Source organism: Burkholderia sp. HI4860 (assembly GCF_002223045.2).
GTDB lineage: Bacteria > Pseudomonadota > Gammaproteobacteria > Burkholderiales > Burkholderiaceae > Burkholderia.
This window is the reverse complement of record NZ_NKFO02000001.1, coordinates 1,494,880-1,519,570: the sequence shown is the minus strand read 5'-3', so window position 1 is coordinate 1,519,570 and position 24,691 is coordinate 1,494,880. Positions and strand designations below refer to the sequence as shown.

Genomic DNA, 24,691 nt, shown 5'->3' with positions numbered 1-24,691 from the left:
GCCGCAACGCGCCGGGCGACAGGCCGGTCGTGACAACCGGCCGCCCCCACTCTCGGGCTGGCGTTACCCGCCCTGATTTTCGCGGATGATCGCGGCGGCTGCGCTTTCCACGTCGCTCGCGACGCCGTCATGCACGCGCGTGCTGACGGCCGGCGTCGGCGGCTCGCTGTCGAGCGCATGGCCGTTGCGATCGTGCGTGTCGACCGTCGCGCGCATCGACAATCCCACGCGCAGCGGATGCGCGGCCAGATCGCGCGCATCGAGCGCGATCACGACCGGCACGCGCTGCACGACCTTGATCCAGTTGCCGGCCGCATTCTGCGACGGCAGCATCGAGAATGCGCTGCCCGTGCCCGCCGAGAAGCCCTGCACGCGGCCGCGATAGGTCACGCGCGAGCCGTACAGGTCCGACACGACCTCGACCGGCTGCCCGATGCGCATGTGGCGAATCTGCCCTTCCTTGAAATTCGCCTCGATCCACAACTGGTTGAGCTGCACGATCGACATCAGCGGCACGCCGGGCCCGACCTGCTGGCCGACCTGCACCGAACGCTGCCCGATCGTGCCGTCGACCGGCGCGACGATCGTCGTGCGCTTCAGGTTCCGGTACGCGAGCTTGAACTGCGCGGCCGCCTGCACGACCGCCGGGTTTTCTTCGACGGGCAACTTGGTGCCGAGCGCACGTGCCGCATCGAGCTGCGCCTGCGCGGCCGCGAGATTCGCCTGCGCGCCGGCAACCGCCGCGCGCGCTCGCGCGAGTTCCTCGGGCGCGACGATCTCGACCGACGCGCCCGAGCGTGTGGCGAACGCGCGCTGCGCGAGCGCCAGGTCGGCGCGCCGCGCATTCACGGCCTCGACGTACATCGTGTTCGAGATCTTCGCGTTCGCGACCTGCCGCACCGCCTGTGCAAGCTGCGCCTTCGCCTGCGCGAACGCGACGGACGCCTCGGTGTCGTCGAGCTTCACGAGGGTCTGGCCGGCGCGCACGGCCTGCGTATCGGCCACCACGACGTCGGTCACCGATCCGGGGATCTGCGCGGCGACCTGGACGATGCTGCCGGCGACGTACGCGTCGTCGGTGTCTTCGTAATAGCGATCGCTCAGCAGCCAGTACGCGATCCATGCGAGCGCAGCCACCAGCACGACCGCGAAGAACGCGATGAAGCGCTTGCGGCGCGTCGCGCGGCGCGCGTCGAGTGCCGGGTCGTTCAGTGCGGCCGGCGGCGCGGCGGTATGGAGGTTGTCGTGGTGCATCAGTCGCTTTGCGTAACGATCAGACGATCGTGCTGGAACAAGGGGATCGGCGGCATGACCGACGGGCTCGGCGCCGGATTCGCCGCGGCCGTATGCGCGAGAACGGGGGTGACGCGAGGCGTCGCGGCGGCGGCCGGCGTGCGTGGCGTGTCGTCGCGTCGTGTGGAACCCGCATTCGATGTAGCGACGATCAGCGGTACGGCCACGCTCGCCGCACGCACATCGGCCGACGGCGTCGCCACCGGTCGGCTCGGGGTCGGCGTGGTCGGCGTGGTCGGCGTGGTCGGCGTGGTCGGTGTGGTCGATGCAGTTGATGCAGTCGGTGCGGTCGGTGACGTCAGTGCGACCACGGCGGTCGCCGCGGGCGTAGCAGTCGAAGCGCCCCGCTTCGCCACCCCGCCACGCGCCCGATGCGCGGCCGGCGCCTGCGCAACCGTCGCCCCCGCATCGAACCCGCCGCCCAGCGCGCCGATGAGCCCGATGCGCAGCGCTCGCTGCCGGCCGAGCAACGCGATCATCTGCGCGCGTTCGTCGATCAGCGTGAGATCCGCGACGTCCACGTCCTTCTGCATCAGCACGCCGCGCCGGTGCCGGTCGGTCGCAATCTCGACGATCTTCTGCGCGGCCGCGACCGCGTCCTGCTGCTGCGCGACGAGCGTCTGCGACGTCTGCAGCGACGTGACGAACTGCGCGACCTGCCCGAGCGCGTCGTCGACGGTCTTGTTGTACAGCCCGATCGCGACGTCGGCCTGCGCGACATCCGCACCGAGCTTCGCCTTCAGCCGGCCGCGATCGAAGATCGGCAGCGAGATCGCCGGGCCGACCGAGCCGGCGAGCGCGTCGCGCGAGAACAGCGACGCGGGCGTGAGCGCGAACACGCCGCCGAGCGCGACGAGGTTCACGTCCGGATAGAACTGGGCGCGCGTCGAATCGGCATTCGCGAACGCGGCTTCGACACGCAAGCGCGCGGCGACGATGTCGGGCCGGCGCCCGAGCAGATCGGCCGGCAGCCGCGCGGGCAGCGCGCCGCCCGCCAATGCGCCGACCCGCGGCCGCTGCAGCGCGAGCCCGCGCTCCGGGCCACGACCGGACAGCACGCCGAGCTGCAGCTGCGCGAGCTTGATCTGCTCGTCGTTCATCGCGATCTGCGCGAGCAGCTTGCTGCGCTTGATCGATGCGTCGCTCGCGTCGTACGCGTTGTCGAGCCCGCGCGCGGTGCGCTCGCGCAGCACCGTCGTCACGCGCTGGCTGACCTTCAGTTTCTGCTGCAGCAGGTCCTGCGTCGCATACGCCTGGTCGAGCTGGCAGTAGACGGTGACGATCGCGACCGCCAGCGAGAGCCGCACCTGCTCGGCCTCGACCCGCGCCGCTTCGCGCAGCGACATCAGGCTCTTCGTCGCGGCGCGGTTCTTGCCCCACAGGTCGAGCTGGTAGGTCAGCCCGACGAACACCGACGACGGCGAGGTGTTCGGATCGCCGAAGATCTCCACCGGCACGCGATAGCCGCTGACCGACACGTTGGCGACGTCGTCGCCCGGCTTCGGCATCCGCGCGCGGCTGACCGTCGCGCCGGCCGTGCCCGTCAGCCCCGTCAACGCATCGAACTGCTGAAGCTGCGCCTGCGCGATCCGCAGCCGCGCCTGCGCGACCTGCAGGTCGGGGTTGTTTTGCGCAGCCTCGGCCACCAGCGCGTCGAGCTGCGGATCATTCAACTGCTTCACCCAGTCGGGCGCAGGCCACGCGCCGTTCACGCCGGGGCCGGCCGTGTGCACGAGCGCATCGTCGGCCGGTGCGCGCAACGACAGCGACGGCAGGAAGCCTGACGGCACGCATCCGCTCAACACCAGCGACGCCGCCACGGCGACGATCATCATCGAGCCGCCCTTCACGCCACGCGCCACATGCGCCGCTTGATTCACCCGCCGCATCGCGCCCCTCATCCCTGCTGCACGCGTTGCGCACGCGCGGCCAGACGCGGCCGCGTGCGTTCGAGCGGGCCGAGCCGGCCGAACAGGCCGTCCGCGACGCCGAACAGGATGCCGGCGAGCTTCGCGCGCTTGTCGCGTTCGACGAGCGCGATCTGCACGACCTGCCATAGCGTCAACAGGTTCGGCACGATCGCTACCGGAAAGCGCAACCCGTACTGCATCCCGAGCTGCACCGCATTGCGCGCGCTGTAATAGCGCCGTTGCCACGAGTGATTCATCGACGTCATTTCAAAAGGGCCAAGCGCATGACGCTGCTTCGCGCCGATCCGGTGCGGCAGTACCAGCGACGGCACGACATAGAGCGGCACGTTGCGCGACAACGCGCGGAAACTGTATTCGGTATCGACGTGATCGATGAACAGCGTCTCGTCGAAGCGGCCGAGCACGTCGAACGCGTCGCGCGACACGACACAGCCCGACGAAATCAGGAACGCGCAGCGCTGCAACGGCGCGCCCGGCTCGATGCGCAGGCGGCGCAGCCCGATCCCGTTGGTCGACAGTTCGGGCAGGAAGCTGCGCGCGTTTTCGTCGAAGATGCGCGGGCCGGCCAGGAACGCGCGCCCGCCAAGCCCCGCGCAGACTTCGCGCATCGCGGGGAAATACGCGGCCGGCACCGACGAATCCTGGTCGAACAGCGCGACGGCATCGACGCGATCGCGAAACAGCGCCGCGAGCCCCGCGTTGTACGCGCCCGCGATCCCGCCGCGATTGCCGTGATGCAGCAGCGCGATGCCTTCGCGCGCGCACAGCTCGCGGGCCCGCGTATCGGGCTGCGGCGTATTGTCGACGACGAGCAGCGCGTCGCACGCGTGCCGCCATGCGCGGAGCGCGTCGAGCTGGGCATCGCTCGGGTGATACAGGATCACGAGTGCGCCGAGTGTCGTCATGTTCCTCTCCTCAATGCCCGAACGAGGCCGCCGCGCCGCGCTTCGGCCGCGTCAGCCACATCATTGCCGCAAGGGCGAGACACGTCATGCTCGCCATCCAGAACATGTCGTTGGTCGCCATCATGTAGGCCTGCTGCATCACGACCTGGTGCAGCGTCGACAGCTCGCGCACGCCGTCCACGCCCATCGCGTTCAGCGTATGCACGAAGCGCTGCGTGTTCGCCGACGCGTGCGTGACGGATTGCGACACGACGTCGTAGTGATAGGTCGCGCGGTTGTCCCACAGCGTCACGCTCATCGCGGTGCCGAACGCGGCGGACAGCGTACGCAGGAAGTTCGAGAGGCTCGACGCGGCCGCGAGCCGGTCGTCCGGGATGCGCGACAGCGTCGCGGCAGTCAGCGGAATGAAGAAGCACGGCAGCCCGATCCCCTGGATCAGGCCCGGCGCGGCGATCTGCGCGAACGTCATCTTCAGCGTGAAATGCGCGTCCCACGCGAGCACGGCCGCGAACACGAGGAAGCCGAAGGTCGCGAGCACGCGCGCGTCGAAGCGATGCGCATGCAGCCCGACGAGGATCGAGAACACCAGTGCGAGCACGCCGAGCGATGCCGTGGCGAGCCCCGCGTGAAACGCGTTGTAGCCCATCACGGCCTGCATCCACAGCGGGAATACGACGCCGACCACCGAGAAGCTCATCATCCCGAGCGAGATGATCAGCACACAGAACGAGAACGTGCGATCGCGGAACAGGCTGAGATCGACGACAGGATGCGCTTCGCCCGCCTCCCAGATCAGCAGCGACACGATCGAGAGCGCCGCGACCACCGCGAGCGTGACGATCAGCGGCGAGCCGAACCAGCCGCGATCGTGGCCGAGATCGAGCATCGCCTGCAGCGAGCCGACGCCGATCACGAGCAGCACGATGCCCGGCACGTCGATCGGGCCGGCTTCACCACGTTGCGCGTCAGGGCGCAGCATCGCGGTGCAGACCGCGAACGAGAACAGCCCGATCGGCAAATTGATCAGGAAGATCCACGGCCACGAGAAGTTGTCGACGATCCAGCCGCCGACCACCGGCCCGAAGATCGGCGCGAGCAGCACCGTCATCGCCCACAGCGCGAGCGCGATCGTGCGCTTGTCCGGCGGGAACGTGCGCAGCAGGATCGTCTGCGACAGCGGCACCATCGGCCCGGAAAACAGCCCCTGCAGCGCGCGGCAGATCACCAGCACGTGCAGGTCGCGCGCGAGCCCGCACAGCAGCGACGTCAGCGTGAACAGCAGGATCGCGCCGACGAACAGCCGCAACTCGCCGACGCGGCGCGCGAGCCAGCCCGTCAGCGGCACCGCGATCGCGGCCGCGACCGAATACGAGCTGATCACCCACGTGCCCTGGCTGTTCGATACGCCGAGACTGCCAGAGATCGCCGGCACCGCGACATTCGTCACGGTCGAGTCGAGCACTTCGATGAAGGTCGCGAGCGACAGCGCGAACGTCAGCAGCGCGAGCCGGATGCCGCGCACCGGCCGAGCGGCGGGCGCAGGCGCCGGCGCGTCGAACGCGGACGGCGCGACCGGCCCGTCGCGAAGCGGCGACGCGGTGCTCATGCGCCGGCCACCGCGACATCGGCCCGCGCGCGCGCCCGCCCGCGCTTCGGCACGAACCGTTCGATGAAATCGGCGGCCGCGTTGCAGCCGTCCGGCGCGGCCGCGAGCAACGCACGCGTACGCGCCGCATGCACCGCGAACGCGGGTTCGTCGAGCACGCGCGCGAGTGCCGCGCCGAGCCGCCCGCCGTCGAGCGGGCCGTCGACGCGCACGCCGCAGCCGTTCGCGACGACGCGTTGCGCGTTGTCGAACTGATCGTGCGCGAACGGCGTGACGACTTGCACGATGCCGGCTTCGCACGCGAGCGCCGCCGTGCCGATCCCGCCGTGATGCACGAGCGCGCGGCAGCGCGGCAGCAGCGTGCGCATCGGCACGAAGCGGCGCACGAGCAAGCGGTCACTGTCCGGCGCCGCATCGTGCGGCGTCAGCAGGATCCCGCGCGCGCCGGTCGTGCGCAGCGCGTCCGCCACCGCGCGCGCGTATGCCGCGTGATCGACGCGTGTCGAACCGGCCGTGAACACGACCGGGGGTTCACCGGCCGCGAGATACGCATCGAGTGCCACATCGTCTTCGGAGGTCGCAATATCGTTGAACAACGGGAAACCGCTTTGCAGATGATTCGACGGCCAGTCCGGCTGCGGCGGCGCGAACCAGCCGGGAAACAGGCACAGCACGCCGTCGGTCGAATGCAGCCAGCGGCCCAGCACGCGCTGCGCGGGCGCGAGCCCGAGCGCGCGGCGCACCGCGTTGAGCGCGGGGCCGCACGTGCGATCGAGCACCTGCCGCTCGATCAGCGTCATCAGCGCCGCCTTCACGGGCAGCGGCCAGCGCGCGGGAATCGTCAGGCGCGGGTGCGTCGGCGGCGCATGCGCGGACAGCAGCGTCGACGGCGACACCTGCACCGACACGTACGGCGTGCCGTGCAGCTCCTGCATGAAGCGCGCGGAGAACGCCCACAGCGTGCCGACGAGCACCGTATCGTCGTCGGTCAGCGCACGCAGCGCGTCGTAATGCGGGCGCAGCGTCGGCGCGATCACCGCCCACAGCGTACGAAACGACGTGCGCGAATCCCACAGCGCGGGGTTCGCCATCGCGGCCTCGTAGTCGGCCGCGGTGCCGATCGGCACGAAGGCAAACCCGCAACGGCGCACGACCGCCTCGAACGGCGCATGCGTGCAGAACACGACGTCGTGACCGCGCGCAGCGAGCGTGCGTGCGACGCCGAGCAGCGGATGCACGTCGCCCGCCGAGCCGATCGCGGTCACGATCATCTTCGCCATCGCGCGCCTCGCGGGGTTCAGTAGAAGCCGGGAATCAGCGCCGCGACTTCGCGACGGTACTGCGTGTACGCCGGCCCGAAATACCCGGTCAGCCAGCTTTCCTCGACGCGCACCTTGTACGCGAGCGACGCGAACACGAGCAGCACGCCGATCGCGCCGCGCCATTCGCCGCCGATCAGCGCCGCGCCGACGAGCGCGATCAGGCAGCCCGTATAGATCGGGTGACGCACGAGCCCATACGGCCCCGTGCGGACGAGCTCATGGTCTTCCTTCAGCGTGACCGACACGCTCCAGTTCGTGCCGAGGTGCAGCCGCGCCCACACCGAGAACAGCAGGCCGGCCACGAGCACCGCGAGCCCGCACTGCGCCTGCAGGCCGAAGCGCTGCCAGTCCGGCACGAGCGCCTGCCACGACGGATCGGGCAGGATGATCAGCGCGCCGCCGACGATCAGCGGAATCGACTGCAACGTGCGCGAGCGCGACGCTTCCTTGCGCACGGTCGTCTTCACGCCTTGCGAAGTGGCGATCCAGTAGGCGAGCCACACGGCCCACGGAACGACGATGGCGATGGTCTGAACGATATTCACGGCGGGCCTGCCTCGTTGGGATGGGAATTCGGGAGCGCCGCGCGTATCGGACGCACGGCGTGCGGCGTCACGACGACAACGCGTGCATCGGTGCGGGCACGCACGACTGCGCGGCGGCGAGCGCCATGCCGGCGGCGAGCGACGCCCCGCCGCAGAAAAAGTCGAGCAACGCCGAACGCGTGTATTCGCGCTGCGCGCGGCCTTCGATGTCGAGGAAGTGGCCGGCGTCCGGCACCGTCGCGAACCGGGCGCGCGGCACGTGCGCGCCGAGCTGGCGCACGTCGGCGGGCGTCGTGTATTCGTCGCGCTCGCCGTTCAGGAACAGCAGCTCGCAGCCGATGTTCGAGAACTCGCTGAGGTAGCGCTCCGGCTGCAGCGACAGGATCTGGTCGACGTGGAACGCGACCTGGTCCTGCTCGTCGCGCGGCAGGCGCGTGAGATACCGGTAGTTGTACAGCTTCATGATGCGCGGCAGGTAGCGGCCGACGGTGTCGTTCAGCAGCTGCGCGGCCTTCAGGTTCTCGCCGGCCGCGATGTGGTCGCGGGCACGCGTCACGTAGTCGACCATCGCGTCGTTCAGGAACGGCGAGAACGAGCAGATCGCCGCGCGCCGCACGCTCGGGCAGCCGCGTGCAAGCGCGAACAGCGACGCGACGCCGCCCCACGACACCGACACGAGGTACGCCGGCGCGAAGCGCTCGACCAGGTGCTGCAGGATCGCGGCTTCGTCGTCCTTCGTCAGGATGAAGCAGCCCGGGTTGTGCTGGCGCGACTGCCCCGCATACGGCAGGTCGAAGCAGATCGTGTTCATCCGCTCGCCGAGATACTGGACGGTCTGCCCGAACGACGCGGTCGTCGCGAGCGCGCCGTTGACGAGCATTGCCGTGTCGAACGCCGGGTCGAACACGTTCCGTTCGACATAGACCTTCAGACCATTCGGCAATGGGACCACGTGTTTTTCGGTCAGCATCGTCGTTCTCCGGTGGATGCGGCGTCTCGACGTCGCGGCATGCTGCAGGTGCGCAATGACTGCGCCGGTGTGTCACGCGCGATCCGAATCGCGCGATTGGCCAATGCACCGCGGCAATACCGGCGGCATCGATTCATTCCTCGTAGTGCGGCGCCATACTAATACGGACAATATTACTGACTCAAGTCATTCCAACGATAACCTCTACTCCGTTAGGAAATGCGCCAGATTCAAATTATTCCCGCATTTTTTATGGTAAGCGGAATTCGGCCGGGGGCGGTCGCAATCGTTTGCGGAGCGGTGGTCGATCCCCGTTTATTTGATAAACTTCCATTTACAATCAATACGTTATTTCGTTTCATCCGCCCATTTCAAACGGATTTTCATGAATGAATCGTGACGCCGTTTCGCGCATCGACTTCCGCGCTTAAACAAATATCACACAGCTCATTACTCTTTCATTCCGTAATCGATTCGACACCTGCAACGATTAACCGGATTGAGTGCTCGCTTCAGGAAGCGTTTTAAACAAACTCCACCTTTTTTAAACATCTTTCAATTATTTTTCCGCACCTGCACAACGCGCGATCGGAGGCCCCATTCACCTGCCGCTCACCTGCCCGGTAACCGCCGTCGCCGTCGGACCCCGATTTTTTGTTGATTGAACGATCAATAAAAAACCGCTAAGCTGTCGACTTCCATGGACGGCCCGTCCGGGCGAAAGGAGTCGCGATGCCGAAAGTCGGAATGCGGGAGATTCGCCGCGCACAGTTGATCGACGCCACGCTGCGGTCGATCGACGAGGCGGGCCTGCCCGGCACGACGCTCGCATCGGTCGCGCAACGCGCGAACATCTCGACGGGCATCGTCAGCCACTACTTCGGCGACAAGGACGGCCTGCTCGAAGCGACGATGCGGCACGTGCTGCGCGACCTGTGGTCGGCCACCACGCGCCGCCGCGTGGCGGCACGCAAGGATCCGCGCGCCCGGCTGCGCGCGATCGTCGCCGCGAACTTCGACGACACGCAGGTCAGCGCGCCCGTGATGAAGACCTGGCTCGCGTTCTGGTCGCAGAGCATGCACGACCCGATGCTCAAGCGCCTGCAGCACGTCAACACGCGGCGCCTCCACTCGAACCTGTGCGCCGAATTCGCGAAGGCGTTGCCGCGCACGCAAGCGCGCGAAGCCGCCAGCGGCCTCGCCGCGCTGATCGACGGCCTGTGGCTGCGCGGCGCACTCGCCGGCGGCCCGATCGACACCCGGGCTGCATTGAAGCTCGCCCACGATTACATCGACCTGCTGCTCGCGTCCGACTGACGCGTCACGCAGTCGCCCTCAAGGAGATCCTCATGTCCGTATTCGGTTTGCAGCGCCTCTACATCGGCGGCGGTTACGTCGACGCCACGAGCGGCAAGACTTTCGACACCTTCGATCCCGCCACCGGCGAACTGCTCGCGCAGGTCCAGCAGGCCAGCGCGGCCGACGTCGACCGCGCGGTGGCGTCCGCGCAGGAAGGCCAGCGTGAATGGGCCGCGCTGACCGCGATGCAGCGCTCGCGCATCCTGCGCCGCGCGGTCGACCTGCTGCGCGAGCGCAACGACGAACTCGCGGCGCTGGAAACGCGCGACACGGGCAAGCCGATCGGCGAGACGCTCGCGGTCGACATCGTCACCGGCGCGGACGTGATCGAGTACTACGCGGGCCTCGCGACCGCGATCGAAGGGCTGCAGGTGCCGCTGCGCGCCGAGTCGTTCGTCTACACGCGCCGCGAGCCGCTCGGCGTGTGCGCCGGCATCGGCGCGTGGAACTACCCGATCCAGATCGCGTGCTGGAAGACGGCCCCCGCGCTCGCGGCCGGCAACGCGATGGTGTTCAAGCCGAGCGAAGTCACGCCGCTCACCGCGTTGAAACTCGCGGAAATCTATACGGAAGCCGGCGTGCCGCCCGGCGTGTTCAACGTCGTGCAGGGCGACGGCTCGGTCGGCGCGCTGCTGACGGGCCACCCGGACATCGCGAAGGTGTCGTTCACCGGCGGCGTCGAAACCGGCAAGAAGGTGATGTCGCTGGCCGGCGCATCGTCGCTGAAGGAAGTGACGATGGAGCTCGGCGGCAAGTCGCCGCTGATCGTGTTCGACGATGCGGACCTCGACCGCGCGGCCGACATCGCGGTCACCGCCAACTTCTTCAGCTCGGGCCAGGTCTGCACGAACGGCACGCGCGTGTTCGTGCACCGCTCGATCAAGGATGCATTCACGCAGCGTGTGCTCGACCGCGTGAAGCGCATCCGCGTCGGCAAGCCGACCGATGCCGCTACCAACTTCGGCCCGCTCGTGTCGGCCGCGCAGCTCGACAAGGTGCTCGGCTTCATCGAAAGCGGCAAGGCCGAAGGCGCGAAGCTGCTCGCGGGCGGCACGCGCCTGACCGACGGCCACTTCGGCAGCGGCCAGTATGTCGCGCCGACCGTGTTCGGCGATTGCCGCGACGACATGAAGATCGTCCGCGAGGAAATCTTCGGGCCGGTGATGAGCATCCTCGATTTCGAATCGGAGGACGAAGTGATCGCCCGCGCGAACGACACGCACTACGGCCTCGCGGCCGGCGTCGTGACCGAGAACCTGTCGCGCGCGCACCGCACGATCCATCGCCTCGAAGCCGGCATCTGCTGGATCAACACGTGGGGCGAATCGCCGGCGGAGATGCCGGTTGGCGGATACAAGCAATCCGGTGTCGGACGCGAGAACGGCATCACGACGCTCGAGCACTACACTCGAATCAAGTCGGTGCAGGTCGAGCTCGGCCGCTACAACCCGGTGTTTTAAGGATCACGAAAGGAGACTGACCGTCATGACGACACGCGAATACGACTACATCATCTGCGGCGCGGGTTCCGCGGGCAACGTGCTCGCAACGCGCCTGACGGAAGATCCGGACGTGACGGTGCTGCTGCTCGAAGCGGGTGGCCCCGACTACCGCTTCGACTTCCGCACGCAGATGCCGGCCGCCCTCGCCTATCCGCTGCAGGGCCGCCGCTACAACTGGGCCTACGAAACCGACCCCGAGCCGCACATGGACAACCGCCGGATGGAATGCGGCCGCGGCAAGGGGCTCGGCGGCTCGTCGCTGATCAACGGCATGTGCTACATCCGCGGCAACGCGCTCGACTACGACAACTGGTCGACGCACAAGGGCCTCGAGAACTGGACGTATCTCGACTGCCTGCCGTACTTCAAGAAGGCCGAAACGCGCGACGTCGGCCCGAACGACTATCACGGCGGCAGCGGCCCCGTGTCGGTCACGACCAGCAAGCCGGGCGTGAACCCGCTGTTCGAGGCGATGGTCGATGCAGGCGTGCAGGCCGGCTATCCGCGCACGGACGACCTGAACGGCTATCAGCAGGAAGGCTTCGGCCCGATGGACCGCACCGTCACGCCGAAGGGCCGCCGCGCCAGCACCGCGCGCGGCTACCTCGACCAGGCGAAGGTGCGCTCGAACCTCGAGATCGTCACGCACGCGCTCGCCGATCGCATCCTGTTCGACGGCCAGCGCGCGTCGGGCGTCACGTACCTGCGCGGCAGCGAACGCGCGACCGCGCATGCGCGCCACGAAGTGCTCGTGTGCAGCGGCGCGATCGCGTCGCCGCAACTGCTGCAGCGCTCCGGCGTCGGCCCCGGTGCGTGGCTGAAGGAACTCGACATTCCCGTCGTCCTCGACCTGCCCGGCGTCGGCCAGAACCTGCAGGATCATCTGGAGATGTACATCCAGTACGAGTGCAAGGAGCCGGTCTCGCTGTACCCGGCGCTCAAGTGGTGGAACCAGCCGAAGATCGGCCTCGAATGGATGCTGAACGGCACCGGCCTCGGCGCGAGCAACCACTTCGAGGCGGGCGGTTTCATCCGCACGCGCGACGACGATCTGTGGCCGAACATCCAGTATCACTTCCTGCCTGTCGCGATCAACTACAACGGCTCGAACGCGATCGAGATGCACGGCTTCCAGGCGCACGTCGGCTCGATGCGCTCACCGAGCCGCGGCCGCGTGAAGCTGCGCTCGCGCGATCCGAACGACCATCCGAGCATCCTGTTCAACTACATGGCCGAAGCGCTCGACTGGCGCGAGTTCCGCGATGCGATCCGTGCGACACGCGAGATCATGCGGCAGCCCGCGCTGGATCGATATCGCGGCCGCGAACTGAATCCGGGTGCGGACTGCAAGTCCGACAAGGAACTCGACGCGTTCGTGCGCGCCCGCGCGGAGACCGCGTTCCATCCGTCGTGCTCGTGCAAGATGGGTTACGACGACATGGCCGTGGTCGATGAAGAAGGCCGCGTGCACGGGCTCGAAGGGCTGCGCGTCGTCGATGCGTCGATCATGCCGATCATCACGACCGGCAACCTCAATGCGCCGACGATCATGATCGCCGAGAAAATCGCGGACAAGATTCGCGGGCGCAAGCCGCTTGCGCGCGTGGACGTGCCTTACTTCGTCGCGAATGGCGCAATGGCCCGCAATATCGCGAAGGCGGTGCGGCAGCCGGAGACGGTCTGACCGCGGCGGGCGTGGTGCCCGCGTATCGATGTACTGACGAAACGCCGCCGACAGCCATTGTCGGCGGCGTTTTGCATGGGATCGTCAGCCGCTGTTCACTTCCCGCTTCAAGCGCTCGACGTCGACGTTTTTCAGGTAGTTCGTAATGTTCTGCCAGATCGGATGGAACCCGTAGCCGCCGTGCTGCAGTTCATCGAGCGCCTGCTCGCGCGTCCAGCCCTGGTACACCATCCGGTACAGCGCCGACACGAGGCCGGTACGATCGGCGCCGTGCTGGCAGTGGATCAGCACCGGGCCGTCCTGGTCGGCCGTGCGCAGCGCCTTCAGCGCGGTCACCATGTCCTCGTCGCGGATGTCCCACGTGTTGATCCGGATGCGCTGCATCCGGATCTGCGTGCCGGCCAGGATGGTGTCGTCCGCGTGAAACGAACGGAAGCTGATGACCTTGCGGATGCCGAGCTTCTGCAGCTCCGGCACGTCCGAGCGCGACAGCTGCGCGCTGCGATACAGCGTCGGCGTGATGCGGTGCAGGTTGTTCACATGCGCATCGGTCACGCTCTGCGCCCATTTGATCGGCCGGGCGGACACCTCGGAGGCCGGGTCCGCGTTGGCCGGCTGCACGAGCCCTGCGAGCGTAGCGGCGAGCGCGGCAATGACGGCGATTTTCATGTCGGTTCGGAGATCAGTAAAAGGCGCGCTTGCGCTCGCGGGAAACGACGAACAGCACGATCGCGGCGGCGCTCATCGTCCAGTAGTCGGTCGGGGCCACGCCCAGCCAGTGGATATGCCACGGCACGTTCGCCGGATTGAAGCGGGCCAGGCCATACGCCGGATTCAGCACGAACCACAGGAAATCCTCGGTCAGCCAGAACACCATGATGCACGCGATGATCCGCGCTTCGATGCGCCACGACCACCGCCCGTTGAACACGGCCGGCAGGTGAAAGAACAGCGCGACGAACGGGAACACCCACGCGTGGTAGCCGGTCATCGGCCGCCCGCCCCAGAAGAGGTCGAGCAGCCAGTGATGTTCGATGCGCCACGTCGGCAGGTTGGCGGCCCAGCCCGCGCTGCCTTCGATCTGGATCTCGACGTTCGCGAAGAAGTACGCGAGCAGCACGACCCATGCAACGACGAACACCGTATGACGCGTCGGCACAAAGCGTGCGCCGCTCATGCGGCCGGCTCCAGGCCCAGCACGCGATCGAGCACGAAGCGGCCGGCGAGCGGCCGCCCGAGCGGCGCGAGACGGCGGCGCATGTCGGCGAGACGCTCGGGCGTCTGCAGCAACGCGCGGATCCGGTAGACGAGCGCATCGTCGTCGATCGCCTTCAGCGCGACGCCCTGTTCGAGCAGGAAATCCGCATTGCGCTCTTCCTGGCCCGGAATCGGCGAGTTGACGATCATCGGTAGCTGCATCGCCAGACACTCGGACGTCGTCAGGCCGCCCGGCTTCGTGATCACGAGATCGGCGCAGGCCATCAGGCGCTCGACCTGCTGCGTGAAGCCCTGCGGAAACAGCCGGCCCGGGTGCTGCGCGGCGAGTTCCTGCAACGACGCCAGCATCGCCTTGTTCTTGCCGGCCAGCGCGATCAGCTGGAAGTCGGCCTCCATCTCGAGCAGGCGCGCGGCCAGCACGTCGAGCCCGCCGAGGCCCGCGCCGCCGGACATCATCAGGAAGGTCCGGCGCGCGGGATCGAGGCCGAATTCGGCCGCGCAGGCCGCGCGATCGAGCGGCTGGCCGAACGCCGGCATGATCGGGATGCCGCTGACGTGCACCGTGTCGGGCGCCATGCCACGCGCATGCATGCGCCACGCGATCTCGTCGTTGGCCGCGAAATAGCCGCGCATGTTCGGCACGACCCACATGCTGTGCAGGTCGAAATCGGTGACCTGCACCCACACCGGCGTGTCGACGCGCCCCTTACGGATCTCGCGCGACAGCAGCTCGGCGGGCAGGAAGTGCGTGCAGATGATCGCGTCCGGGCGCTGCCGTTCGATCTCCGCGAGCAGTGCCCGGCAATTGAGCCGCTCGATCGCGCGCCGGATCTTCTGCGACGGCGCGGCGGGATCGACTTCGTCGGTCTTCTGGTACAGGTAGCCCCACAGCGCCGGCTGGCTGCTGACGAGCTTGATGTAGAGATCGGTGTACAGCTTGCGGAAGCCGGTGGATACGAAATCCATCACGTCCAGGTGGGTGGCTTCGATGCCGGCGGGGTGGTGGTCGGCGAACGCGCGGATCGCTTCGGCCGCCCGGGTATGGCCAGCGCCGGCGCTGACGCTCAGGAGGAGGATCTTCTTGTTTTGCTTTGACATCTGACTGACCATTTCGATGAAGGTGGCCCGGCGGCGGGTTCGCGGCGGCGCTCTCACGCGGCGGCGGTGTGCGTCCGGCTTACAACAAGCTTGGCAGATCTTGGGCGATGCGGGCGGGCGGTTACAGCGCAGCGATCGCCGGCATCGACTGCGGAATCATACTGCGTTCGGTTGATCGTGCCAGGATCGGGGGTGGCGCGAGGCGGTCTGGCGGTCTGGCGGTCTGGCGGTCTGGCGGTCTGGCGGTCTGGCGGTCTGGCGGTCTGGCGGTCTGGAAGGATAGATGGCGTGGACGGCGTGGCGCGCGGCCGGTGTGGACGCTGACAGCACGAAGGCTCAGCGCGCCGCCTGACGCCCGTTCGCGCGTACGAACGAGGCCCGTCATTTCGGCGCGAGCCAGGGTGCTCGTGCGCGATTCGTTTGGAATCCTTGAGTATCGATTCGGCAAAAGCGCTGCATTAGCCTGCCGTGTCCCCGTGTTCCTCAAATCAGGGCGTTACAACACCCCGCTTCCGCATCCGCTTCCCGCGAACGATCGGATTCCATCGCGACGTCAGGCTCATTGCACCGCGCAGGCCTTCGAACGCGACGTCCTCCTTCGGCCCGAAGCGGCTGACCGCCGGCCAAGCGAGCACGTGATCGAGCCACGCCTGCCACTCGTCACCATGAAAGCGGCGACCGACTTCCCGTACGGCGTCGGGCGCTGCAATCACGATGCCCGCCAGCAAGTAGTAGGCCCAGAAACTGCCCGCGCCGACGAGCTGATCGAGCCTGCACACGGACAACGCCGCGAGCAGCCCGTCCACCGACGCGAGATCGGCGCGATGTGTGCGGATCGCCCGGGCAACAAGGTTGTGCTGACCGCCATACGCGGCAACAGAGGCCCCGTCGCCAGCGGCGAGCGCGGCCGAGAACGTCACGAGCGCCGCCATCTCGTCGATGCGCGATGCATCGTCGCGCGGCCCGCACACACGCAGCACGATCGCGTCGATGACGGCGCCAGACATGACCGACGTTTCCCCACTCGCCGCCGCGACCACGGCCAGTCTTTCTCTCAGGTTCTTCGCAGGCGGCATGTCGTCCTGCGCGCCCTTTTCATGTTCAGTGCATTCGCCGTCATCGCCTCCGCCGCATTCGACACCCCCGGCAATCCGCTCGAGTGCGGCCCAGCCGACATCGGGGTCGTCGAATGCGCATGCATCGATCACGCCGTACGCGGTGTCGAACGCGGTACGCGAGCCGGGGCAGCTACGTTCGGCTTCGGCGAGCTGCTGCATCGAAGGCACATGCGAGCACGCGCCACGCGGGTCCGTCAGATCGCATGCACAGGCGTCGCCGTCCGACGCGATCCACGGCGCGAGCCGGTGAAGCATCGCTGTCGCTTCCCGAGACAGGTTCGCGCCAGCCCGCATGCGTATCGCGTGTGACGCGATGACGGTCGTGTCGCCGGCGTCACCCGTCTCCGCCGCGCACGCGGCGGCGTCGAGTCGTTCGATCAGATACTGCAGCCACGCGGCCGTGCGCAGCCGGTCAGGCGTCGCGCCGCGGGCATCTCCATACTTTGCTGGATCGATAAGCATGGGTCTTCCGGGAGTGTTCTGGCCAATTGGAATAGTGTTTAATTCAGTCGGATCGGATGGCGCGGTACGCCGTGCCGACCCTGCAACACCGTGCGCATCGGATCGCGATACGTACGGTCAGCCTGTCGTCGCGCTGATATGGACGAAGGCTCGAAAGCATCGAGGAAGCGGAAAGCCGCGTGCCTCCCGCACGCTCTTAGTGCACAGCGAGCCCCCCGCTTCGATCTGCGATCGCTTACTGAACGTGGAAATTCGGCGACGTCATGACCGTGCCGTTCACGTTGCAATCGGGCGTCAGCACGGTGTTATTGAACGCCGTCGACGAGTTCTGATCGTTCCACGCCGCCGTGACCTTGCTCGGCCCGCATGTGCCGAGCAAGGTCACATTCAACTTCACGTTGTTGATCGACACTTGCGTCGTGCTGTCCACCTGCCCCGTCCACGGCGCCGCACTGGACGCACTACCCGTGATCAACCCGCACAAGGCACCACCGGTGAATTGGGTCGACGTGATATTGATGATGCCGGTCGACGTGACGGTACCGTTGAGCGTCAACGTACAGTTGATCGGACTGACCGCACCCTTCTGGAGCGTCGAGAGCCCCGCCGCCGAAAACGGCTCGCCGTTCGGATTCATCGGCTGGCCGTCCGCGCGCGAAATGGTTACCGCAAATGCGGGCGCAGCCGAAACCGCGGTGAACACCACTGCTGCAACAAGCGATGCAATTTGACGAATTGTCATCTGTATGGCCCTCTCTCTTGATATATGGCGGCCTTACACGAGAAACGCGACCGCTCTGCAGAATGAATCCGGCCGCCGCGCCGATACACGCGACGGCACGAACCCGTCGAAACGGCGGAAACCCGCCGCACATGCCGCACGGCCCTCGCGCGCGGCGGGCACCCGCTTAGATCCGCGACGCTTACTGCACGTGGAACTTCGGCGACGTCGTGACCGTGCCGGACACCGTGCAGTTCGGCGTCAGGACGGAGTTATTGAACGTCAGCGACGAGTTCGCATCGTTCCATGCCGTTACCACCTTGCTCGGGCCGCACGCGCCGAGCAGCGTGACGTTCACGTGCACGTTATTGATCGACAACTGCGTCGTGCTGTCGGCCTGGCCCGTCCACGGCGACGTGCTGCTCGCCGTGCCGCTGATCAGGCCGCACGTGCCGCCGCCGGAAAACTGCGTTGACGTGATGTTGACGATACCGGTCGACGTAATCGTGCCGTTGAACGTCGCGGTACAGGCTGCACTGATCGATCCCTTGCTGAGGTTGGTGAGCCCCGATACGGAGAACGGCTCGCCGTTCGGGTTCATCGGCTGACCGTCGGCCCGCGTAACGGTAACTGCGAAAGCAGGCGCGGCCGAAACCGCGGTGAAAGCCACTGCAGCAACAAGCGATACGATTTTGCGAATGCTCATTTGAACTGCCCCCTCTCTTCACAAATGGCGGCACGCCGCCAGGAACGCGACCTCCCGGCCGAACAGGTCCGGCCAGCCGGTCGCAGGAAGCCGCCGGCGCGCGTCATGCGCACCGGTCGGCTCAGAACTTGTAGGAAATCCCGACGAACGTGATCAGCGGGTCAGCCTTCAGCCGCGTGCGCGTGGTGGCAAGCGTCGAGCCGTCGGCCGCCTTGATCACGAGCGACGAGTAGGTCTTCAGCGGCATGTAGGTCAGCGTCGCCGTGAGCCCCCAGTGCTTGTCGATCGCATAGCTCGCGCCGACGTTGTAGACCGGCGTGAACGACGACGACGCCTTGCCCTCCACCGACGTCGGCCCCGGCTTGCCGGCACCGGCCGCAAGCACGCTGCCGAGGTTCTCGTTGATGTCCTTCGCGAAGTTGCCATTCAGCTCGATGTTGCTGAACCAGCTGTAGGCCACGCCGATCCCGACGAACGGCCGGAACCGCGCGGTCGACGAGTTGAAGTAGTACTGCAGAATGATCGTCGGGCTCCACTGCCGCGCGTTCTTCACCGCCGGCTGGTTCGCCGGGTTGTCCATGTTGACGCTGCCGAGCGCACCGGCCGGGCCGGGCGGCCGGATCGAGCCGTGCCCGGTCAGCGTGAACTCGGGCGGCACGCCGAGCACCGACGTCACCGCGATATGGTCGGTGAAGAAGTGCGTGAGCGTGAGGCCGACGGTATCGGCGTTGTTGACCGTCAGGCTCGTGCCCGGCGACGTGAACGACCCGGGCAGGCGCAACGGCCCATTGATCGGCATGCCGGCAAGATTCGTCGTCAGCCCGTTGGTCGAATCCTGCGGCATGATGTGCAGCCAGCCCAGCGTCGCGACGTTGTCGCCCGCCTGCTGGGCCGATGCGAGCGTCGACACGCCTGCGACGACACCCGCGACAATCAGCTTCTTCATGAAGTCTCCCCTCATTCTGTCCGGGCGCCGCGCATCCGCGCGCGGCGCCACCGCGTCTCCATCCAGGCGTGCGTCACTGCACGAATGCGCCGACCGTGAAGTACGGGTTACTCGTATCGTTCATGTCGAGGAACCCGAATACGCCGCCGGTGAACACGAACTTGCCGGTCGCCGGCCCCGACGCCGCATCCGCATGCACGGTCGTGACGACACCGGGCACCTTCTGCGTGTAGTCGAGATTCAGCGCACGCGTGAGCGCGGCCTGCGACGCATTGAACGGATCGAGCAGCGTGGCCTGCGCGCCGACGAGCGCGGTCGCGCGGTAGTTGAACGCGCTGTCGACACCCGTGTACTCGCCGTTCTGCGAGCCTTGCGCGATCGCCGTCTGCGGGCTCAGGAACGAGATGCCCGATTCGTCGTCCGCGCTCGGCGGGCCTTGCGTGAGGTCCGCGTTGGCTGCACCCGTGCGGATGAAGATCGGCACGAGCTGGTTGCGCAGCTTGCCGACGATCAGGATCCCCTTGCCGGCCTTCGCCGGATCGACCGCCGCGAGCGTCGGCTGAATCTGCGGCAGGTAGTTGAGCGACTGGAACGCCGGCGCATCGGGCCGCAGCGTGAACGGCTGGTTCACGGTCGCGCTCGATGCAAGCGGCTGCCCGCCGTTCTTCTTGCCGAAGTTGTCGGTCTCGACGTAGCTGCCGTCCGCGTTGATCGTCACCTGCTGGTCGAGCGCCACCGGCTGGAAGCTCTGCGACGGCACCTGGTGATAGCCGAGCTGGTTGTACTTGCCGGCGATCTTCGTCAGGTCGGTTTCCAGCGACGAGAAACTGATGAACGGGTAGTACGGGAACGTCGTCTTCGTGATCTTGCCGACGCCGATCACGCCGTCGAACTGAATCGTCGCGCCGGGAATCGCGCCGCCCAGCACGCCCTCGCCGAGGAACAGCCGCGCGGGCCGGTTCGGGTCGAGGCTCGCGTTCTGCATCCGGAACGTGCACTGGTTCAGCTTCACCGTCGGCAGCCCCGTTTCGTCGGCGAGCGTGCCGTCGACCACGTTGGCCGGCGTCGTGTCGCGGGTCGGCTGCACGGTGCCCGTGGTGGTCGGCACCGGAGATGCGAGATACGTCATCCGGTACGTCATTTTCGTCGTGTCGAGCTGCACCTTCACGAGCTCGCCCGATCCCGACCCGCCGACGAACACCGTGTTGTAGTCGATCGTCTGCGGGCACAGCCGGACCGCCGGTGCGGGCGGCGGGTCGCCGTCTCCGCCGCATGCTGCCAGCACGGGCGCGAGCGAGGCCGCGGCCATCCATTGCTTCAAATTCATAGGAATCCTCTTTAAATTCGATTCGCCGGCGGCGACGCATGCGCCGCCGGTGTTACATGTTCAATGCAGTGTTACTGGACGAATGCGCCGACCGTGAAGAACGGATTGACCTGGCTGTTGTTGACGACCATCGCGTAGACGTTGCCGGCCTTCACGATCCAGCCCGTATCGCCCTTCTTGAAGATCGCCACGTCGCCGCCGGCGCCCTTCGCGTTGAAGTTCTGCGTGGCCGTGACCTTGATCTTGCCGGGTGTCGCCTGCGTGTAGTCGAGCCCGAACTGCGAGGTCACCGATGACGTCTGCGGATCGATGAATGCTGCGGTAGCCCCCTGGAACAGCGTCGACGTATAGTTCGCGGCCATCGTCGACACGGCCGTGCCGTCGTTGCAACTGCCGGCCTGTGCCAGGAAGAAGGTGCCGTCGAAGGTGCCCGGCAGATCCGGATGCGGGATGTTGTTGTTGAAGCTCGGTCCGGACGTCGCGATCGCAAACGTGGCAGTGCTGGGCGCCACGATACCGCAAGCTGAAGCGCTCGTTGCGCCTATGAAGCCACCCTTCAGCGAATTGGCCGCGACGGCGGCGGTCCGCGACAGCATCGAGATTCCCACCTCGGCGTCAGCGACCGATGCCAGGAGGTTGCTCGCGTCGATATGCGTGTAACCCACGCGAATCACGATCGGCACCAGTACGCCGTTCAACTTGCCGACGATCATGATGCCCTTCGCCTGACTAGGTGCGGCAATCACGATCGCGGACCCCTGCCCCGCGAGCGGATACATGGGCACGCCGCCCGCGGTCGCCACGGGATTGCTCACGAATACGTTGTCGGACGAGCCGTCCGCGTTCTTGCGCAACGCCCACGGCGTTCCTGTGGTCTGGCACGAGTAGTCGCTGCCTGCCGTGATGGTGCACGAGCCGTCGGCATTGAACGTCTGGTTCCAGTTGACGACATCGGGTTGCCAGCCGACGGCCCCCGCGCTGCTCTGCGCGTTTCCGCCGACCGGCGACAGGTGGATCCCGAGTTCGTTGTAGTTACCCGCCACTTTCGTAAAGTCCGTTTCGGTGTTGGTGAAGCCGATGAACGGATAGAAATCGAAAGTGCGCGACGGCACGACGCCAAGCACGACGCCCGGGAACGGCTCAAGACCGGCGAACGCAATCGTCGCCCCCGGAATCCCGCCACCCACCACGCCATTGCCGACGAAAAGCATCGGCGGATCGGCACGGTTGATCGTCACCGAATACGCGCCATCACTCGTCGCGCCGCTGTCGAGCACGAACGCGCAGCGGTTCTGCTCGGCGGTCGGGAGCGTGGTCGGATGATGGAACGCGCCGCTGATCGTCAGGCCCGCGCGCGTGTTGTTGACTTGCCCGGCCGACGTCGGCACCGACGATTCCAGGAACTGCATCTGATAGGTGAGCTTCGTGGTGTCGAACTTCACCTTCACATACTCGCCGCTGCCTGCGCCGCCCGTATAAGTCGTCGTGTAATCGAGCGCGTCCGGACACAGCTTCGTCACGACCGGCGGCGTCGTTTCAGCCCCGCTCGGCCCGCATGCGCTGCCCGAGCACTGCGGCACGTTGATCGGCCCCGGATCGTCGCCGCCGCCGCAACCGGCAACGAACGGCAGCGCCAGCACCGCGCACGACAGAACCGCTTTCCGCCATTCAGGAATGCAAATCATCAACCCCTCCTTTTCGGGTACGACAAGTCTCGTCCGGACAGGCTGCATGGCCCGCCGGTTGGTATCGCGCCGCGGCACGAATGCGCGGCGCATGACGGCGCGCGCAAGACGGCCGCGATGCCGGTCAGGCACATGCGGCACACGCCGCGGCGGCAGGCAAGCGCTCTCCCGCGGCGCCGTCATGCGGCACGGCGCCGTGAGAACGATCGAAACGGGAAGTGGTTCGCCGCTACACGGCGACAGGGCAACGCAGGCACGCGCTCTGCATCGCGCCTGCATTCAGCGAAAAAACGGGAAACGGCAGTCCGACTGGCCCCGCGGATAGGCGTCTCATGTATGGGTCTCCATCCGTACGCTTGATTCGTTATCGTGATGCGTCGTTTGTGGAGACTATGATCGGACGATACCCACAAGTAAATGGATGCAGAGTTCCAAACGACCAAAACCGCGCAATCCTAGCGTTTACACGGTATTTGACAGATTTTCAAACAGCCTTCAATTTATTTGCTCAGACAAATACCCAAGCGGTATAACACGCGTTTGAATGGCGGCCGCCAATCCGCGCCTGGCCAAGCCAGCCGGGCCTCAGCCGCCCGCCGGCATGTTGCGGCGCAACCTTACACGTCGATGATCACGAGCGTACCGTGGCTGCCCGGCTGCACCGCATGAGGCACACCGGCGAGCGCGAGGTACATCTGCCCGGCCTCGACGATGATCGTCTCGCCTGCGACCTCGAGCATCATCCGGCCGTCGAGCACCAGCAGCCCTTCGTTGTAGTCGTGCACTTCCGCTTCGTAAGGCTGCGCATCCATGCGCAGCACCTTGATCCTGGCCGGCCCGACCTCGCCGACAATCGTGGATTTCCACGCGACCGGCTGCGCGGCCGCCACGGATTTGAAGTCGACCAAAGACATGCGCGCCGCTCCGAGAACGATGAAAGGAATGCATTATCGCGAGCACCGCGCACGCCGTCCCGGTACGGCGCGACGGCCTTCGGGCGGCACAGTCGGCCGGCCGGCCGCACTGCGGTCGCGCCGAAACGAGATCGCAGCGCGGCTCGCCGAAACCGGCACCCATTGTTCACGCACCACAAATAAATCGCCGCGTTATTAGGCGATGCGCGGTCAATTCACGCAAATCCGGCACCGGCGCCCCACGCCCTTTCCACGAGAATGCATTTCCATCTACCGATTGCTAATATGGCGGTCCTGCGATCCCGCACCACAACGCCGTTCGACATGACGCCCGTTCGCCATGCCGTCCCCGATCCCGGCCGCTTCGCAGCGGCGGCGACGCCGGGCACGTGCGGCGCACGCCGTCGCGCCGGCCGGCCGTGCCCTCCGTGAGCATGCAACCGATCCTTTCCGTCTCCGACCTCTCCAAGACTTACGCGTCCGGCTTCCAGGCGCTGAAGCACGTGACCCTCGACATCCGCCCCGGCGAGATCTTCGCGTTGCTCGGGCCGAACGGCGCCGGCAAGACGACGCTGATCGGCTCGATCTGCGGCATCGTCACGCCGACCGAAGGCCGCGTGACGGTCGGCGGCCACGACATCCGCGATCACTACCGCGCGGCCCGCGAAATGATCGGCCTCGTGCCGCAGGAGCTGACCACCGACGCGTTCGAGACCGTCTGGGCGACCGTGTCGTTCAGCCGCGGCCTGTTCGGCAAGGCGCCCGATCCCGCGTATATCGAGAAGACGCTGAAGGCGCTGTCGCTGTGGGACAAGCGCGACAACAAGCTGATGACGCTGTCGGGCGGCATGAAGCGCCGCGTGATGATCGCGAAGGCGCTGTCGCACGAGCCGCGCATCCTGTTCCTCGACGAACCGACGGCCGGCGTCGACGTCGAGCTGCGCCGCGACATGTGGAAGCTCGTCGATTCGCTGCGCGAGAGCGGCGTGACGATCCTGCTGACCACGCACTACATCGAGGAAGCCGAGGAAATGGCCGACCGGATCGGCATCATCCTCGGCGGCGAGCTCGTGCTCGTCGAGGAAAAGCACGAGCTGATGCGCAAGCTCGGCAAGAAGCAGCTCACCGTGCAGCTCGAGCACCCGCTCGCGGACGTCCCGCCCGCGCTCGCGCCGTTCGGGCTCGAACGCGCGGCCGACGGCGCCGCGCTCGTCTACACGTACGACTCGCAGCGCGACGACGCGAGCATCGCGAAGCTGATCAACGCGCTCGGCTCGGCCGGCATCGGCTTCCGCGACCTGCACACGACGCAGAGCTCGCTCGAGGATATTTTCGTCAGCCTGATCGACAACCGCCGCAACGGCAAGCAAGGAGCCTGA

21 protein-coding genes are annotated in these 24,691 nt (G+C 66.9%); 4 read left to right on the top strand and 17 right to left on the bottom strand.

What is annotated here, in order from left to right; translation table 11 throughout:
* Positions 1-63 precede the first annotated feature (63 nt).
* The 7 genes from CFB34_RS06800 to CFB34_RS06770 form a co-directional block, all read right to left on the bottom strand.
* Entirely contained in the window at positions 64-1,254 is a 1,191-nt protein-coding gene (locus tag CFB34_RS06800; RefSeq protein WP_089441760.1) for an efflux RND transporter periplasmic adaptor subunit, read from the bottom strand.
* Positions 1,254-3,182: an efflux transporter outer membrane subunit gene (locus CFB34_RS06795; RefSeq protein ID WP_089441759.1), complete on the bottom strand. Its 1,929-nt coding sequence runs from the start codon at positions 3,180-3,182 to the stop codon at positions 1,254-1,256. The genes CFB34_RS06800 and CFB34_RS06795 overlap by 1 nt, the downstream gene beginning before the upstream one ends.
* 8 nt (positions 3,183-3,190) lie before the next feature.
* The gene (locus CFB34_RS06790; protein ID WP_089441758.1) at positions 3,191-4,129 is read right to left on the bottom strand and encodes a glycosyltransferase family 2 protein; all 939 of its coding nucleotides are present in this window, start codon (positions 4,127-4,129) and stop codon (positions 3,191-3,193) included.
* 10 nt (positions 4,130-4,139) lie between these two features.
* On the bottom strand, positions 4,140-5,735 hold the full coding sequence (locus tag CFB34_RS06785; RefSeq protein ID WP_089441757.1) for a DHA2 family efflux MFS transporter permease subunit: 1,596 nt from the start codon (positions 5,733-5,735) through the stop codon (positions 4,140-4,142).
* A complete protein-coding gene (locus CFB34_RS06780) occupies positions 5,732-7,015 on the bottom strand; it encodes a nucleotide disphospho-sugar-binding domain-containing protein (RefSeq protein ID WP_089441756.1) in 1,284 nt (427 codons plus the stop codon). Before CFB34_RS06780 ends, CFB34_RS06785 begins: the two co-directional genes overlap by 4 nt.
* A gap of 17 nt (positions 7,016-7,032) precedes the next feature.
* Positions 7,033-7,602: an isoprenylcysteine carboxylmethyltransferase family protein gene (locus tag CFB34_RS06775; RefSeq protein ID WP_046549619.1), complete on the bottom strand. Its 570-nt coding sequence runs from the start codon at positions 7,600-7,602 to the stop codon at positions 7,033-7,035.
* Between the two features lie 67 nt (positions 7,603-7,669).
* Positions 7,670-8,572: an alpha/beta hydrolase gene (locus CFB34_RS06770; RefSeq protein ID WP_089441755.1), complete on the bottom strand. Its 903-nt coding sequence runs from the start codon at positions 8,570-8,572 to the stop codon at positions 7,670-7,672.
* Between the two features lie 732 nt (positions 8,573-9,304).
* Here CFB34_RS06770 and betI point away from each other — a divergent pair.
* The 3 genes from betI to betA are packed head-to-tail and all read left to right on the top strand — an operon-like array spanning position 9,305 to position 13,117.
* Complete coding sequence (gene betI, locus CFB34_RS06765; RefSeq protein WP_046549621.1) at positions 9,305-9,889, top strand: transcriptional regulator BetI; 585 nt, start codon at positions 9,305-9,307, stop codon at positions 9,887-9,889.
* Positions 9,890-9,921: 32 nt separating this feature from the next.
* Positions 9,922-11,391, top strand: a complete 1,470-nt coding sequence (gene betB / locus CFB34_RS06760) for a betaine-aldehyde dehydrogenase (protein WP_089441754.1) — start codon at positions 9,922-9,924, stop codon at positions 11,389-11,391.
* Between the two features lie 25 nt (positions 11,392-11,416).
* Positions 11,417-13,117 (top strand): choline dehydrogenase, encoded by a 1,701-nt coding sequence (betA, locus tag CFB34_RS06755; RefSeq protein WP_089441753.1) that lies wholly within the window; start codon positions 11,417-11,419, stop codon positions 13,115-13,117.
* An 84-nt stretch (positions 13,118-13,201) separates the two neighbouring features.
* Here the strand turns inward: betA and CFB34_RS06750 are convergent, their stop codons facing one another.
* From CFB34_RS06750 to CFB34_RS06705, 10 genes are all read right to left on the bottom strand, one after another.
* Entirely contained in the window at positions 13,202-13,786 is a 585-nt protein-coding gene (locus CFB34_RS06750; RefSeq protein ID WP_089441752.1) for a dual specificity protein phosphatase family protein, read from the bottom strand.
* A 13-nt stretch (positions 13,787-13,799) separates the two neighbouring features.
* On the bottom strand, positions 13,800-14,294 hold the full coding sequence (locus CFB34_RS06745; protein ID WP_089441751.1) for a hypothetical protein: 495 nt from the start codon (positions 14,292-14,294) through the stop codon (positions 13,800-13,802).
* On the bottom strand, positions 14,291-15,433 hold the full coding sequence (locus CFB34_RS06740) for a glycosyltransferase (RefSeq protein ID WP_089441801.1): 1,143 nt from the start codon (positions 15,431-15,433) through the stop codon (positions 14,291-14,293). Before CFB34_RS06740 ends, CFB34_RS06745 begins: the two co-directional genes overlap by 4 nt.
* A gap of 488 nt (positions 15,434-15,921) precedes the next feature.
* Entirely contained in the window at positions 15,922-17,013 is a 1,092-nt protein-coding gene (locus CFB34_RS06735) for a hypothetical protein (protein ID WP_089441750.1), read from the bottom strand.
* 235 nt (positions 17,014-17,248) lie between these two features.
* The gene (locus tag CFB34_RS06730; RefSeq protein WP_089441749.1) at positions 17,249-17,755 is read right to left on the bottom strand and encodes an activator protein; all 507 of its coding nucleotides are present in this window, start codon (positions 17,753-17,755) and stop codon (positions 17,249-17,251) included.
* A gap of 181 nt (positions 17,756-17,936) precedes the next feature.
* Positions 17,937-18,440: an activator protein gene (locus CFB34_RS06725; RefSeq protein ID WP_089441748.1), complete on the bottom strand. Its 504-nt coding sequence runs from the start codon at positions 18,438-18,440 to the stop codon at positions 17,937-17,939.
* A gap of 121 nt (positions 18,441-18,561) precedes the next feature.
* Complete coding sequence (locus CFB34_RS06720; protein ID WP_071332061.1) at positions 18,562-19,386, bottom strand: OmpW family outer membrane protein; 825 nt, start codon at positions 19,384-19,386, stop codon at positions 18,562-18,564.
* Positions 19,387-19,459: 73 nt separating this feature from the next.
* Positions 19,460-20,713: a DUF2957 domain-containing protein gene (locus tag CFB34_RS06715; protein ID WP_089441747.1), complete on the bottom strand. Its 1,254-nt coding sequence runs from the start codon at positions 20,711-20,713 to the stop codon at positions 19,460-19,462.
* A gap of 71 nt (positions 20,714-20,784) precedes the next feature.
* Positions 20,785-22,398, bottom strand: a complete 1,614-nt coding sequence (locus CFB34_RS06710; protein WP_089441746.1) for a DUF2957 domain-containing protein — start codon at positions 22,396-22,398, stop codon at positions 20,785-20,787.
* 617 nt (positions 22,399-23,015) lie between these two features.
* On the bottom strand, positions 23,016-23,312 hold the full coding sequence (locus CFB34_RS06705; protein WP_089441745.1) for a cupin domain-containing protein: 297 nt from the start codon (positions 23,310-23,312) through the stop codon (positions 23,016-23,018).
* Positions 23,313-23,746: 434 nt separating this feature from the next.
* On the opposite strand from CFB34_RS06705, the gene CFB34_RS06700 reads away from it, so the two are divergent.
* Complete coding sequence (locus CFB34_RS06700; RefSeq protein WP_089441744.1) at positions 23,747-24,691, top strand: ABC transporter ATP-binding protein; 945 nt, start codon at positions 23,747-23,749, stop codon at positions 24,689-24,691.